This is a genomic window from Klebsiella sp. R445 (assembly GCF_051131755.1).
In the GTDB taxonomy this organism is placed as follows: Bacteria; Pseudomonadota; Gammaproteobacteria; order Enterobacterales; family Enterobacteriaceae; genus Klebsiella; species Klebsiella lignicola.
On sequence record NZ_CP180446.1, the window covers coordinates 3,298,711 to 3,312,984 of the forward strand.

Consider the following 14,274-nt stretch of genomic DNA (forward strand, 5'->3'; position numbering starts at 1 on the left):
CGACAGGGTAGAAAAGCTCTATTGATCAAATATTCCCGTGACGGAACAGGCGAGCCGGGGGGAAACCCGCTCGCCGTTTTTCACCCAGGCTTACAGGATGTGCAGCTGGATGTCCGGATCTTTACGGTCGAGATAATGAATGGACTGAATGCGGCGAATAGTGCGGGATTTACCGCGGATCAGCAGCGTTTCGGTGGTGGCCATATTCCCTTTGCGGGTGATGCCGTCCAGCAGGTCGCCTTTGGTGATGCCGGTGGCGGAGAACACCACGTTATCGCTGCGGGCCATCTCGTCCAGGCGCAGCACTTTGCCCGCTTCGATGCCCATCGCTTTGCAGCGCGCCAGCTCGTTTTCGCCGATGCGGCGGTTCTCTTCGGTATCCCCTTTAACAACATGGCGTGCCAGCAGGCGGCCCTGCATGTCGCCATCCAGCGCGCGGATCACCGCCGCCGATACCACCCCTTCTGGCGCACCACCGATGCCATACAGCACGTCGACTTCGCTGTCCGGCATGCAGGTCAGAATCGACGCTGCGACGTCGCCATCCGGAATCGCGAAGACCCGGACTCCGGCCTGTTGCAGCTCGGCAATGACCGCATCGTGGCGCGGTTTGGCCAGAATGGTCACGGTCAGTTCACCCAGCGGTTTTTGCAGCGCTGCGGCGATATTGTGCAGGTTTTCGACCAGCGGCAGATTGAGGTCGATAGCCCCTTTGGCCCCGGGACCGACAATCAGTTTTTCCATGTACATGTCCGGCGCGTTGAGGAAGCAGCCTTTATCGCCGACCGCCATCACCGCCAGGGCGTTTGCCTGGCCCATTGCCGTCATGCGGGTCCCTTCGATCGGGTCCACGGCAATATCCACCGCGTCGCCGTTGCCGGTGCCGACCTTCTCGCCGATAAACAGCATCGGCGCTTCATCAATTTCACCCTCGCCAATCACGATGGTGCCGTCGATATTGATCAGGTTAAGCATAATGCGCATGGCGTTGACCGCAGCGCCATCGGCGGTGTTTTTATCGCCACGGCCCAACCATTTATAGCCTGCCAGGGCGGCAGCTTCGGTGACACGCGAAAATTCGATGGCCAGTTCTCGTTTCATAATCCACTCGTTGTGAAGATACATTGAGCCAGGCGTCACGGCCGACCCTGCGGGCGCAGACGGGACGTCAGGCGTTGGAATAGCGTTCGGTTTCCGGCATCCAGCGCTCAATAAGCGCCTGGGCCTGCTGGGCATAACGTTCATGAATATGGCGGGCGATGCGCTGAACATCGGGGATCATGGCCTGATCGCGCAGCAGATCGGCGACTTTAAATTCGGCGCTCCCCGTCTGCCGGGTACCGAGCAGCTCGCCTGGACCGCGAATTTCCAGGTCTTTTTGGGCAATGACGAAACCGTCGTTGCTGTCGCGCAACACCTGCAGCCGTTTTTGCGCCGTTTTCGACAGCGGCGATTTATAGAGTAGCACGCAGTGAGAAGCGACCGCGCCGCGGCCTACGCGCCCTCTGAGCTGATGCAGCTGCGCCAGCCCCAGACGCTCTGGGTTTTCGATGATCATCAGGCTGGCGTTGGGGACATCCACCCCGACTTCGATAACCGTGGTGGCGATCAGCAGATGCAGCTCGCCCACTTTAAAGGCCTGCATGACCGCCTGTTTGTCGGCGGGCTTCATGCGGCCATGCACCAGGCCAATATTCAGCTCCGGCAGCGCCAGTTTCAGCTCTTCCCAGGTGGCTTCTGCCGCCTGCGCTTCCAGCAGGTCGGACTCTTCAATCAACGTGCAGACCCAGTAGGCCTGACGCCCTTCCTGAGTGCAGGCGTTGCGTACCCGATCAATAATATCGTGGCGGCGGGTATCGGGAATGGCGACCGTGGTGACCGGCGTTCGGCCCGGAGGCAATTCGTCAATAACCGAGGTATCGAGATCGGCATAGGCGGTCATCGCCAGGGTGCGCGGAATCGGCGTGGCGGTCATGATCAACTGATGGGGATGGAAGCCCTGCTGCTGGCCTTTTTCCCACAGCGCCAGCCGCTGGTGGACACCAAAACGGTGCTGCTCATCGATAATCACCAGCGCCAGACCGTTGAACTGCACCTGCTCCTGAAAAATGGCATGGGTGCCGACGATCATCTGTACCTGACCGCTGGCGATCGCTTCCTGCTGGGCCTGCCGTGCTTTCCCTTTCTGTTTACCCGCCAGCCAGCCCACTTCAATGCCCAGCGGGGCAAACCACTGTCGGAAGTTGGTGGCGTGTTGTTCTGCCAGCAGTTCGGTCGGCGCCATCAGCGCCACCTGCTTGCCGTGGGCGATGGCCCGCAGCGCCGCAAGGGCGGCAACCAGCGTCTTGCCGGAGCCAACGTCGCCCTGTACCAGACGCATCATCGGCACGTCGAGCGCCATATCACGCTCGATCTCCGCGCTGACCCGCGCCTGTGCGCCGGTTGGTTTAAAGGGCAGGGCGGCAAGCAGCTGATGTTTTAAGGTGTCGTCGGCGCTCAACGGCAGGGCGTGAAAACGCTGTGCGCCGGCGCGCAGCGCCAGCATGCTCAGGTTATGCGCCAGCAGTTCCTCCAGGATTAAGCGCTGCTGTGCTGGGTGCTTACCGCTTTCCAGATCGCTAAGCTGCAGCGATGGCGGTGGTCGGTGCAGGGTGCGCAGCGCCTCCGGCAGGCTCATCATTCCCTGCGCCAGTTCGGGCGGCAGCAGCTCGGCGATAGCGCAGGTTTCCAGTAGTTCCAGCGCCTGATCGGTAAGCTTACGCAGCGTGGCCTGCTTGATGCCTTCGGTAGTTGGGTAGACCGGCGTCAGGGTTTCCTGAAGCTCAGGGGTGCTCATGTCGCCCTGTACGCGATATTCCGGGTGGATCATCTCCGCCCCGTATTTGCCGCGCTTGGCTTCACCGTAGGCCAACACGCGCCGACCGGTTGCCAGGCTATTTTTCATGGCGGCGTTGAAGTTGAAGAAGCGCATGGTGAGGATGCCGGAGCCGTCGCTGATCTGACAGGTCATCATCCGGCGACCGCCAAAGGTGATGTTGCTGCTGAGGACTTCGCCCTCGACGGTGGCATATACCCCGGGCAGCAGTTCGCCTATCTGATAAAGATGGGTGCGGTCTTCATAGCGTAGCGGCAGGTGCAGCAGGAGATCCTGCACCGTATGCAGGCCGATTTTTGCCAGTTTGCTGCTTTGTGCTGCCCCTACGCCGGTAAGCGAGTTGAGCGGCACTGCATCTAACAGGCGGCCTGCCATGCTACTCGTCTTCCATCAGGTTGTGCTTTTGCTGGTCTGCTCCAGGGGTCGGGCGCGGAATACGGCGACGTCTTTGCGATTCGACCGTGCCGACAGCCTGCATGGTGGCCCACCATTGCGCATCGGCTTCGACTTCGCCTTGCGCGTTCACGTGCGGGTAAGGCAGCCCCTTTTGTCTGGCGACTCTGGCCAGAACCGGATAGCCCCCTTCAAACAGCAGGCGCTGCTGCTCTTCTTCCGGCAGCATGCTGTTCTCGCGTTTATACATGCCCGCATTTTGTCGCTGACGTTGCGCTTCGTAGAGGATCAGGGCAGAGGCAACGGAGACGTTGAGCGATTGCACCATGCCCGTCATCGGGATGATGATATCCTGGTCAGCCAGCGCTAAGGCTTCCTGAGTGATGCCGGTTTTTTCCTGGCCCATCAGGATGCAGGTGGGGCGGGTGTAGTCGATCTCGCGAAAATCGACGGCTTTATCTGAGAGATGCGTCGCAAGGATTTGCATGCCCTGGCCCTTTAAATGGCTGACGGCATCGCCGATACTGCGGTGGGTTTTGACCTGTACCCAGCTGTTGCTGCCGGCGGCGGCAGAGACCATGGTATGCATACGACTGCTGGGCCAGACAGCGTGTACTTCATGGACACCAACGGCATCTGCGGTACGCACCACCGCCGACACGTTATGAGGTTTATGGACCTGCTCCATGCAGACCGTCAGGTCGGGCTGACGCCTGGCGAGCATCTCACAAATACGTGCATAACGTTGAATATTCATAAAACGAGTTCTAGTTGCGGTTACGGGTGACTTTTATCACATCCGGCATGACGCGAATTTTGCGCATGATATTCGCCAGATGCACGCGGTCGCGCGCCGTGAGGCGGATAAAGGCGCTGTACACGCGGCCATCTTTTTCTTCCGTATTCAGGCTCTGAATATTGGAGGAGGCAGTGTTAATCGCCGCGGTGAGATTCGCCAGTGCACCCTGGTGGTTAAACATATCCACCTTAATTTCGGTAATAAACTCCTGCGCGGTCTCTTTATCCCACTCGACGGCCATAAACTTCTCGGGCTCTTTCTGATAGCCACGAATGTTACGGCAGGATTCATGGTGGATGACCAGGCCTTTGCCAGGGCTGACGTGGGCGATAATCGGGTCGCCAGGAATCGGACGGCAGCACTTCGCAAAGGTAATCAGAACCCCGTCGGCGCCTTTAATTGGCAGATGACCGTGGCCTGAGGCGTTTCCTTGTGCCGGCGCGCTGACGGTGGTTTCACCCTGTTGCAGGTTTTTCGCCACCACCACGCTCATGGCGTTGCCGAGACCGATTTCTGCCAGCAGATCATCAAGACTCGCTAGTTTCATTCGCTCGAGTTCGCGCTGAATGCTCTCCGGCGGGATTTCGGCCAGTTTACGGCTGCCACCCAGCGCATGGTTGAGCAGACGACGGCCCAGGCTGACGGAGTCATCGCGCTTGAGGTTTTTCAGCAGCTGGCGAATTTTGGCGCGCGCTTTCGAGCTGACGACAAAGTTCAGCCACGCGGCATTCGGACGTGCGCCCGGAGCGGTGATGATTTCCACCGTCTGGCCGCTGGAGAGCGACTGTGACAGCGGATACGGCTGGCGGTCGACGCGCGCGCCAACGCAGGCATGGCCGATATCGGTATGCACCGCATAGGCGAAGTCCACCGGCGTGGCGCCAGCGGGCAGTTCGACAATACGCCCTTCCGGGGTGAAAACGTAAATCTCATCCGGGAACAGATCGGATTTGACGCTCTCGATAAATTCAAACGAGCTACCGGCACTTTGCTGCAGTTCCAGCAGGCTCTGCATCCAGCGCTGCGCGCGGATTTGTGCGGTGGTGCTGCTTTCGCCACCGTGCTCTTTATAAGCCCAGTGTGCCGCGACCCCCATTTCTGCCATCTGGTCCATGTCTTCGGTACGAATTTGTACCTCAACCGGCACGCCGTGCGGGCCGATCATCGAGGTATGCAAAGATTGATAGCCGTTCGCTTTCGGAATGGCGATGTAATCTTTCATACGACCAGGACGGGGCTTGTAAAGGCTGTGCATCTGGCCAAGCACGCGGTAACAGGTATCGGCATCATGCACGATCACGCGGAAGGCGTAGATGTCCATGATCGAGTGAAAACGCTGTTCTTTCAGCACCATCTTGCAGTAGATGGAGTACAGATGCTTTTCGCGACCGCTGACGCGACAGGGGATTCCCGCTTCCTGTAGACGCCCTTCAATTTCGGAGAGGATCTTTTGAATCATCTCTTTACGGTTGCCACGCGCCGCTTTGACGACTTCTTTGATTACGCGATAACGGTTGGGGTACAGCGCTTCAAAGCCCAGCTCTTCGAGCTCGGTTTTGATGTGATGGATACCTAAACGGTGAGCCAGCGGACTGTAGATCTCCAGCGTTTCACGGGCAATGCGGCGGCGTTTGTCCGGGCGAAGTGAGCCCAGCGTACGCATATTGTGGGTGCGGTCGGCGAGTTTGATGAGGATGACGCGGATATCCTGCACCATCGCCATAATCATTTTGCGGAAGTTTTCGGCCTGCGCCTCTTTCTTATCGCGGAACTTGAGCTTATCAAGTTTCGATACCCCCTCTACCAGCTCGGCAACGCTTTTACCAAAGAGCTGCTCCATGTCCTGGTAGGTGGCAGGGGTATCTTCAATCACGTCATGCAGCAGCGCAGCCATTAGCGTTTCGTGGTCGAGTTTCATCTCGGCCAGAATACAGGCTACCGCCACCGGGTGCGTGATGTAGGGTTCACCGCTTGAACGTGTCTGGCCCTCGTGAGCGTCACGTGCAACGAGATAGGCCTGCCGAAGACGCTTGATTTGCTCTTCCGGCAGGTAGTGTTGAATCAGCTGATTCAGGCTTTCAAACAGATACAAGGGCGACCCACTGCGTGATTAACGACGACCTTCAGCAATAGCGGTAACAGCTTGTAATTCAGCGGCTTCCTGCTCTTGCTGTTCCTGGCGATCGCGGACGTCGAGGATCTGGTTGTTGATCAGACCTTCTTCGATTTCGCGCAGCGCGATAACGGTAGTTTTATCGTTTTCTTCCGGAACCAGCGGATCTTTTCCGCCTACCTGCATCTGACGAGCGCGACGCGCGGCGACCAGTACCAGGTCAAAACGGTTACCAATTTTCTCTACAGCGTCCTGAACAGTTACGCGTGCCATACTTAAAATGCTCCACAGATGAAGAAATGACTGGGCATGATACTGAATGTGGGTTCAGTCTGCCAACAGTTTGGTGATTAAAGCGCCATGTCGCTGCTTTTGGCGGCTCATGCGCAGACGTTCGGCGCGAATAATGTTTTTCAGATCGCTCAGGGCGGTATCAAAATCATCATTCACAATAAGGTAATCATATTCCGCGTAATGGCTCATTTCTGCAACAGCCTGCGCCATACGTTTTGCGATCACCTCTTCGCTGTCCTGTCCGCGGCCACGCAGGCGGCGGTCAAGCTCATCTTTTGACGGCGGCAGAATGAAAATGCTGCGCGCGCCCGGCATTTTTTGACGGATTTGCTGAGCACCCTGCCAGTCGATATCGAGGAAGACGTCGACGCCGGTTGCCAGTACCTGCTCGATGGTTTCGCGCGAGGTGCCGTAATAGTTGCCAAATACTTCTGCGTGCTCAAGAAATGCATCTCTGGCAATCATCGCTCTGAAATCGTCGTGATTAACAAAGAAATAGTGTTCACCGTGCACTTCACCCGGACGCGCCGCGCGCGTGGTATGCGAAACAGAAACCTGGGTGTCGTACAGCGGTTGGGTTTTCAATAAAGCCTGAATCAGGCTGGATTTACCCGCGCCACTTGGGGCGGAAACAATATAAAGCGTGCCTTGAGCCATGAGAGTCTTTTGTATGTGATGATCGAAAGAGAAACTACATACGAGCCTATTATACACGGCGCTGCACTGTGACGCAGTCCCTGTCACACATTTTGCCTCTGTTTCTTTCATTTTGCCTGCCGTTTCCCTGATTTCGCTGCGTCTTGCAGCGCTGAAGGACAAAGTCAGGAAGCCCGATCGCAACCTGAAAAATCGCCCATCGCCTGGAAAATACCTTCTCCGACACAATGGCCGCGAGCAAAACAGGAGGCGGGATCATGCAGAAAGGGATCTGGGCAATCGGCCTGTGGCTGGTGATGGAATACGGGCAGGCGGCGTGCCCCGAGTGGTCGCAGGCGCAGGCCGAGCAGGAAATCGCTCGCCTGAATCAGCAGGTCACAGACTGGAACAATGCTTACTGGCGGGAAGGGCGCAGCGACGTCAGCGATGACGTCTACGATCAGCTGCTGGCGCGATTGCAGCAGTGGCAGCGCTGCGCGTCGATTGCCTCTCCCCGTGACGATGAACCGCCGCCAGCAACGGGATCAGCCAGCCATCCGGTTGCGCATACCGGCGTGCGTAAACTGGCGGATAAGGCCGACGTTGCCCGGTGGATGCGGGGTAAAACGGATCTCTGGGTACAGCCGAAGGTCGATGGCGTGGCCGTGACGCTGGTGTACCGCGACGGGCGACTGGCTCAGGCCATCAGCCGCGGAGACGGGCGCAGCGGCGAGGCCTGGACGGACAAAGTGCGGCAGATCCCAGCGATTCCCGCGGTCACGCAAGGCGAACTGGCGAACAGCGTGCTGCAGGGCGAGGTTTTCCTGCAGCATACCGGGCATGTGCAGAAGCAGATGGGGGGTATGAATGCCCGGGCGAAAGTCGCCGGGATGATGATGCGCCGGGAATCACCCGCCCAACTGGCGGAGCTGGGTCTTTTTATCTGGGCGTGGCCAGATGGTCCCCAGGACATGCGTCAGCGTCTGAAGCTGCTGGAGGAGGGCGGATTTCACCATAGCGCCCGTTTTTCGCAGCCGGTAACCACCGTGCGGCAGGTGGAACAGTGGCGCGGGCGTTGGCTAACCTCGGCACTGCCATTTGCTACCGATGGCGTGGTTGTGCGCCGTGGGCAGGAGCCCGCCGGGCGGTACTGGTCACCAGGGCAGGGAGAGTGGGTAGCCGCCTGGAAATATCCGCCGGCGTCGCGGCTGATGGAAGTCCGCGACATCCAGTTTCGTATCGGGCGCAGCGGCAACATTGCCGTGGTGGCCCGGCTGGAACCGGAGCGCCTGGATGACAAGCTGGTTCAGCGGGTTAGTGTCGGGTCGCTGTCTCGCTGGAAGCGTCTGGATATTGGCCGCGGCGACCAGCTGCAGATCAGCCTGGCAGGCCAGGGTATTCCGCGTATCGATCGCGTGGTATGGCGGGTAAGCCCGCGGGATAAACCGCAGCCGCCGGCGGAACGCTATACGCCACTGAGCTGTTATTTCCTGGCGCCTGGCTGCAGCGAACAGTTTCTCTCCCGGCTGGTCTGGCTGTCGTCAAAACCGATACTGAATCTTGATGGTGTCGGGGAGTCGGTATGGCGGGCCATCCAGCTTACCCATCCGCTGGAGCATCTTTTCTCCTGGCTGACATTAACCCCCCAGCAGCTGGCGCGGGTTCCAGGGATGTCTGCGGCACGGGGGCAGCGGTTATGGCATCAGTTTAATCTGGCTCGCGAGCAGCCGTTTCTGCGCTGGATACAGGCAATGGGGATACCGATTCCTCAGGTGGCGCTTGCCGGTCTGGCAGGGGAGAGCTGGCAGCAGCTCCAGGCGCGCAATGAAGCGCAGTGGCAGCGCCTGCCTGGGGTGGGCGCAGGGCGCGCCCGACAGCTGGTTGTTTTTCTTCAGCACCCGGAGGTTGCCGCGCTGGCGCACTGGCTCAGCGGGCAAGGCATTCCGGGGTTTTGACGCGATCAGTGGGCGCTATGGTTGTAGTTGAAGACGGGCAGTCCCAGCTTCCAGCGTAGTGCCAGCATGCGAGCGGTAAAGCCAAACAGCAGGGTGGAGATAACCACCACATCGTGGCTGCTGACGTAGTGTTGCAGGGCGATATAGAGGATAGCTGCGGCAAATGAGATGCCGGCATACAGCTCTTTCTGGAACACCAGCGGGATACGCTTGCAGAACATATCCCGCAATACGCCGCCAAATACCCCGGTGACCACTGCTGCGATGGAGGCGATGACCGGCCCTTCTCCCATATCCAGTGCAATCTGCGCACCGATGATGGAGAAGACGATCAGACCCAGGGCGTCGAGGACCAGAAACAGGCGGCGCAAATGGGGCATCACCGGTGCGGCAATGGTGGTGAGTACCGCGGCAACGGCAACAATAATGACGTATTCCGGGTTCTTGATCCATCCGAGCGGGTAGTGTCCCAGCAGGATATCCCGGACTGAACCACCGCCCAGTGCGGTTGCGGTCGCAATGATAATGACGCCGAAGGTGTCCATCCGGCGGCGCCCGGCTGCCAGAGCACCGGTCATCGCTTCGGCGGTGATACCAATTAAATAAAGAATATGAAGCAGCATAGATCCCCCCACAGTGATGCCGGGCAGGTTAGCGATTTGTGCGCAAGATCACGATTGAGATTTTCTAAGGCGAAGCATTTTCCCCAGGAAAAACTAATGTGTGAGGTTGGGTATGTCGAGTTATTCAGGGATAGTTGTGGATCGATGGCGAAAAAAAAGATAAGAAAAAATAATGCTGGCTCACCATGCAGAGAGCCAGCAAAAGCGATTACTCGATATTCTGAATCTGCTCGCGCATTTGCTCGATCAGCACTTTCAGTTCGATGGCGGATTTAGTCACTTCCGCATTGATGGATTTTGACGCCAGGGTATTCGACTCGCGGTTAAACTCCTGCATCATAAAGTCGAGACGACGGCCAACGGCCTCTTTCTTCTTCAGGATGTTCCAGGTTTCTTTAACGTGCGCTTCAAGACGGTCCAGTTCTTCGGCCACATCGATACGCTGTGCCATCAGAACCAGTTCTTGTTCGAGGCGGTTATTTTCCAGCTGTACTTCTGCATCTTCCAGCTTCGAGACCAGGCGGTCACGCTGCCACTGTAAGATTTCCGGCATATGGGCGCGGACTTTCGTTACCTCGGCGGTCACGCCGTCGAGACGCTGCTCGATCAGGGTTTTCAGTGCCTGGCCTTCGCTCTCGCGGGCGACGATAAAGTCATCCAGCGCACCGTTCAAGGCGGACAAAATTTCAGCGGTAATCGCGTCGAGGTCCTGCTCACGGGCTGCCATCACCCCAGGCCAGCGCAGAATATCCACCGGGTTAATTTCGCCTTCGTCGCTCTGCATTTTGACCCAGTTGGCGGCATTGACCAGCTGTTTCGCGAGGTTTTCGTTCAGAATCAGCTCGCCCTGAGCGCTGGGATCCTGTTCAAAGCGTAAGGTACATTCTACTTTGCCACGGGTCAGGCGCGAACGAATGCGCTCACGTACAACGGGCTCCAGGCTACGGAACTGCTCCGGCAGGCGGAAATAGGTTTCCAGGTATCGTTGGTTTACCGAGCGCAGTTCCCACGCGGCGCTGCCCCAGTCACCCTTGATTTCTCGCCGGGCATAGGCGGTCATACTGCGGATCATAGACGTTCCTGTTTTTAAAGGAGAGTGAGGTGGATTATAGCTTTCAGGGGCCTGTCAGGATAGGAATAAGCGAGCATTATCGGTATATACACGTTATCCTTCTGAAAGCCCCGTGCCTGGCGGCACCGCAATGCCGGAAACACATTTTATCTATGTTGTCAGGGGTTTCTCGCCTCGATGCATACTGCATGAATTTGTGTATAATGCGCGCCACATTCGTTTCAAGCCGGAGATAACATTATGCGTCCAGCAGGTCGTAGCGCTAATCAGGTGCGTCCCGTCACCCTGACCCGTAACTATACAATACACGCAGAAGGCTCCGTGCTGGTCGAATTTGGTGACACCAAAGTGTTGTGCACCGCGTCGATCGACGAAGGTGTGCCACGCTTCCTGAAAGGTCAGGGACAAGGATGGATCACCGCAGAATACGGCATGCTGCCGCGCGCAACCCATACCCGTAACGCGCGTGAAGCGGCGAAAGGTAAGCAGGGCGGCCGTACGATGGAAATCCAGCGTCTGATTGCACGTGCACTGCGCGCAGCGGTAGACCTTAAAGCACTCGGCGAATTCACCATTACCCTCGACTGCGATGTTCTGCAGGCGGACGGCGGCACCCGTACCGCATCAATTACCGGTGCCTGCGTGGCGCTGGCCGATGCGCTGAATAAGCTGGTTGCTGCCGGCAAGCTGAAAAGCAACCCGATGAAAGGGATGGTGGCGGCGGTTTCCGTCGGTATCGTCAACGGTGAAGCGCTGTGCGATCTGGAGTATGTCGAAGATTCGGCAGCGGAAACCGATATGAACGTGGTGATGACCGAAGACGGTCGCATCATTGAGGTGCAGGGCACGGCGGAAGGCGAGCCGTTTACCCACGAAGAGCTACTCACCCTGTTGGCGTTGGCCCGAGGGGGAATCGAATCCATTGTGGCGACGCAGAAAGCGGCGTTAGAAAACTAGTTTTTAAGGCGACTGAGAAGTCGCTTTTTTTTGTCTGAAAATAGTGAGGGGCTATTCTATGAAGTTATATCAGCGCCAGTTTATTGAGTTTGCGCTTAGCAAACAGGTCCTTAAGTTTGGCGAGTTTACGCTGAAATCCGGGCGTAAGAGCCCCTATTTCTTCAACGCCGGCCTGTTTAACACCGGGCGCGATCTGGCACTGTTAGGCCGTTTCTATGCCGAGGCGCTGGTCGATTCCGGCATCGATTTCGATCTGCTGTTTGGCCCGGCCTATAAAGGTATCCCTATCGCGACCACTACCGCGGTAGCGCTGGCGGAACACCACGATCTGGATTTGCCATACTGCTTTAACCGCAAAGAAGCGAAGACCCATGGTGAAGGCGGCAACCTGGTCGGTAGCACTCTGCAGGGACGAGTTATGCTGGTCGACGACGTCATCACCGCCGGTACCGCGATTCGTGAGTCGATGGAAATTATCCAGGCGCACGGCGCTGAACTGGCGGGCGTTCTGATTTCCCTGGATCGTCAGGAACGCGGGCGTGGTGACATCTCCGCGATTCAGGAAGTTGAGTGCGATTACGGCTGTAAAGTGATCTCCATCGTCACCCTGAAAGAGTTGATCTCCTACCTGGAAGAGAAACCAGAGATGGCTGAGCATCTGGCAGCGGTTCGGGCTTACCGAGAAGCCTACGGGGTATAAGCCTCAGCCCGGCAGGCAACGACCTGCCGGGTCGGTTTCAGACCAGCTTTGCCCCCTGGGCATTGAGGTACAACGAATAGATTGAGGTGCTGGAGGCCATAAACAGGCGATTGCGCTGCTCACCGCCAAAACAGAGGTTCGCGCAGCGTTCCGGCAACTGAATGATGCCGATGTTTTTCCCCTGAGGATTGAAGACACGCACCCCGTCCAGCTCCTCGCTGCCGGTTCCCCAACCACACCACAGATTCCCGTCCATGTCGCAGGCGATACCGTCAGCGGTGCCGTTACCGCAGTCAATATGCACTCTTTTGTTTTTCAACGTGTTATCGACAACATCCCACGCCAGGATAAGGCGGTTCGGCGTCGCACGGCTCTCCACAACGTACAGCGTTTTCTCATCGGCAGAGAAACAGAGTCCGTTTGGCCCTTTCACGTCGCCCAGCATGACGCTCAGCTTGCGGCTTTCTGGATCCAGCCGATAGACGTTCTGCGGCAGCTGCGGCGTGGCTTTGTGTCCTTCATAGAACCCGCTGATACCGAACGGCGGATCGGTAAACCAGATGCTGCCGTCCGACTTCACGACGATATCGTTTGGCGAGTTCAGAGGTTTGCCGTCAAAGCTGTCGGCCAGGACGGTAATAGTGCCGTCGTATTCGGTGCGGGTAATGCGGCGGGTGTCGTGCTCACAGCTAATCAGCCGTCCCTGCCGGTCGCGGGCGTGGCCGTTCGCGTAGTTTGCCGGTTGACGAAAGACGCTGGTTTCACCGGTGGCTTCATCCCAGCGCATGATGGCGTTATTGGGAATATCGCTCCAGAGCAGCATACGCGTATCGCCAAACCATACCGGTCCTTCCGCCCAGCGAAAGCCCGTGGCGATCTGCTCGACTTTTGCGCTGGCAAGCATATAGCGGCGAAAGCTGTCATCCACCGCCATAATGCGTGGGTCGGGATAACGTGCGGATGGTGCCCAGGCCGCGAAACTTTTTTGACTGAGCAATAGTGATGCGGTCGCCAGACCGCCCAGTTTGAGCAATTCCCGCCGTGATGTCGCCATCAGCCTTCTCCTGGTCCATTGAAAAGATGCAATCAAAGGATGTTATGAGAGAGGCAGAGCAGAAAACATCTGGCAATTCAACGAATTGTCCTGGGCTTTATGACAGATAAATCAAAAATGAGATGCAGCCTTTTGGGCTGCATAGAGCGCGGTGCGGACTACTGCAATTGGGCGGCGACCAGCGGCCAGCGGGCGTCAAAGTCATCCGTCGGACGATACTTAAACTCGCTGCGCACAAAACGTGACAGCATGCCCTCGCAGAACGCCAGCAGCTGGCTGGCCAGCAGGGCTTCATCGACGGTATAGCCTTCACCTTCACGCATTTTCTTTTCGCGCATCACCTGGCGCAGCTGAACCTCAATGCGTTCGAATAGCTGGTTAATTCGCCCTTGCAGACGGTCCTGTTCGAACATCAGCGCATGGCCGGTCAAAATCCGCGTCAGCCCAGGATTACGCTCACCAAACCCAAGAATCAGCAGTACAATCAGGCGAAGTCGTGCCGATGTGTCCTTTTCATCTTTTAAAATCAAATTGATGCGCGTAATCAGACTGTCTTCGATAAACTCGATCAGACTATCGAACATGCGGGTTTTACTAGGGAAATGACGGTACAACGCCGCTTCGGATACCCCAACGGATGCCGCCAGTTTCGCTGTGGTAATCCGCTGGCTTCCATCGCTGGATTCAAGCATCAGGGCCAGAGACTGAAGTATTTCTTCGCGACGGTTCCTTTTCGCAGTTTGTTTTTCTGCCATGTTTTAAAATACCCCTGAAAATAAGCACTAGTCAGGCAGGCATCCACA

General features: G+C 57.4%; 13 protein-coding genes. 3 read left to right on the top strand and 10 right to left on the bottom strand.

The genetic code is table 11. The features are described from left to right. Window positions 1-90: 90 nt before the first annotated feature. The 6 genes from glpX to gmk form a co-directional block, all read right to left on the bottom strand. The gene (glpX, locus tag ACMYSN_RS15410) at window positions 91-1,101 is read right to left on the bottom strand and encodes a class II fructose-bisphosphatase (protein ID WP_123757378.1); all 1,011 of its coding nucleotides are present in this window, start codon (window positions 1,099-1,101) and stop codon (window positions 91-93) included. 67 nt (window positions 1,102-1,168) lie between these two features. Next, the gene (gene recG, locus ACMYSN_RS15415) at window positions 1,169-3,250 is read right to left on the bottom strand and encodes an ATP-dependent DNA helicase RecG (protein WP_462495385.1); all 2,082 of its coding nucleotides are present in this window, start codon (window positions 3,248-3,250) and stop codon (window positions 1,169-1,171) included. 1 nt (window position 3,251) lies between these two features. Beyond that, the gene (gene trmH / locus ACMYSN_RS15420; protein ID WP_462495386.1) at window positions 3,252-4,025 is read right to left on the bottom strand and encodes a tRNA (guanosine(18)-2'-O)-methyltransferase TrmH; all 774 of its coding nucleotides are present in this window, start codon (window positions 4,023-4,025) and stop codon (window positions 3,252-3,254) included. 10 nt (window positions 4,026-4,035) lie between these two features. Further along, on the bottom strand, window positions 4,036-6,159 hold the full coding sequence (spoT, locus tag ACMYSN_RS15425; RefSeq protein WP_123757097.1) for a bifunctional GTP diphosphokinase/guanosine-3',5'-bis pyrophosphate 3'-pyrophosphohydrolase: 2,124 nt from the start codon (window positions 6,157-6,159) through the stop codon (window positions 4,036-4,038). An 18-nt stretch (window positions 6,160-6,177) separates the two neighbouring features. Beyond that, on the bottom strand, window positions 6,178-6,453 hold the full coding sequence (gene rpoZ / locus ACMYSN_RS15430; protein WP_004868966.1) for a DNA-directed RNA polymerase subunit omega: 276 nt from the start codon (window positions 6,451-6,453) through the stop codon (window positions 6,178-6,180). Window positions 6,454-6,507: 54 nt separating this feature from the next. Further along, on the bottom strand, window positions 6,508-7,131 hold the full coding sequence (gene gmk, locus ACMYSN_RS15435) for a guanylate kinase (protein ID WP_123757098.1): 624 nt from the start codon (window positions 7,129-7,131) through the stop codon (window positions 6,508-6,510). A gap of 257 nt (window positions 7,132-7,388) precedes the next feature. On the opposite strand from gmk, the gene ligB reads away from it, so the two are divergent. Then, window positions 7,389-9,065, top strand: a complete 1,677-nt coding sequence (ligB, locus tag ACMYSN_RS15440; RefSeq protein ID WP_462495387.1) for an NAD-dependent DNA ligase LigB — start codon at window positions 7,389-7,391, stop codon at window positions 9,063-9,065. A gap of 5 nt (window positions 9,066-9,070) precedes the next feature. Here ligB and ACMYSN_RS15445 read toward each other — a convergent pair whose 3' ends face one another. Further along, complete coding sequence (locus ACMYSN_RS15445; RefSeq protein ID WP_462495388.1) at window positions 9,071-9,688, bottom strand: trimeric intracellular cation channel family protein; 618 nt, start codon at window positions 9,686-9,688, stop codon at window positions 9,071-9,073. Window positions 9,689-9,896: 208 nt separating this feature from the next. Continuing rightward, complete coding sequence (locus ACMYSN_RS15450; RefSeq protein ID WP_434582517.1) at window positions 9,897-10,760, bottom strand: YicC/YloC family endoribonuclease; 864 nt, start codon at window positions 10,758-10,760, stop codon at window positions 9,897-9,899. A gap of 240 nt (window positions 10,761-11,000) precedes the next feature. On the opposite strand from ACMYSN_RS15450, the gene rph reads away from it, so the two are divergent. After that, window positions 11,001-11,717: a ribonuclease PH gene (gene rph, locus ACMYSN_RS15455; protein ID WP_004868954.1), complete on the top strand. Its 717-nt coding sequence runs from the start codon at window positions 11,001-11,003 to the stop codon at window positions 11,715-11,717. Window positions 11,718-11,775: 58 nt separating this feature from the next. Beyond that, window positions 11,776-12,417, top strand: coding sequence for an orotate phosphoribosyltransferase (gene pyrE, locus ACMYSN_RS15460; protein WP_462495389.1), 642 nt, complete (start codon window positions 11,776-11,778; stop codon window positions 12,415-12,417). A gap of 37 nt (window positions 12,418-12,454) precedes the next feature. On the opposite strand, the gene ACMYSN_RS15465 is transcribed toward pyrE, so the two are convergent. Both ACMYSN_RS15465 and slmA read right to left on the bottom strand, forming a co-directional pair. After that, window positions 12,455-13,471 carry an SMP-30/gluconolactonase/LRE family protein gene (locus ACMYSN_RS15465; RefSeq protein WP_462495390.1) on the bottom strand — a complete coding sequence of 339 codons (1,017 nt, stop codon included), beginning with the start codon at window positions 13,469-13,471 and terminating at the stop codon, window positions 12,455-12,457. A 158-nt stretch (window positions 13,472-13,629) separates the two neighbouring features. After that, entirely contained in the window at window positions 13,630-14,226 is a 597-nt protein-coding gene (slmA, locus tag ACMYSN_RS15470) for a nucleoid occlusion factor SlmA (protein WP_434582523.1), read from the bottom strand. Window positions 14,227-14,274 lie beyond the last annotated feature (48 nt).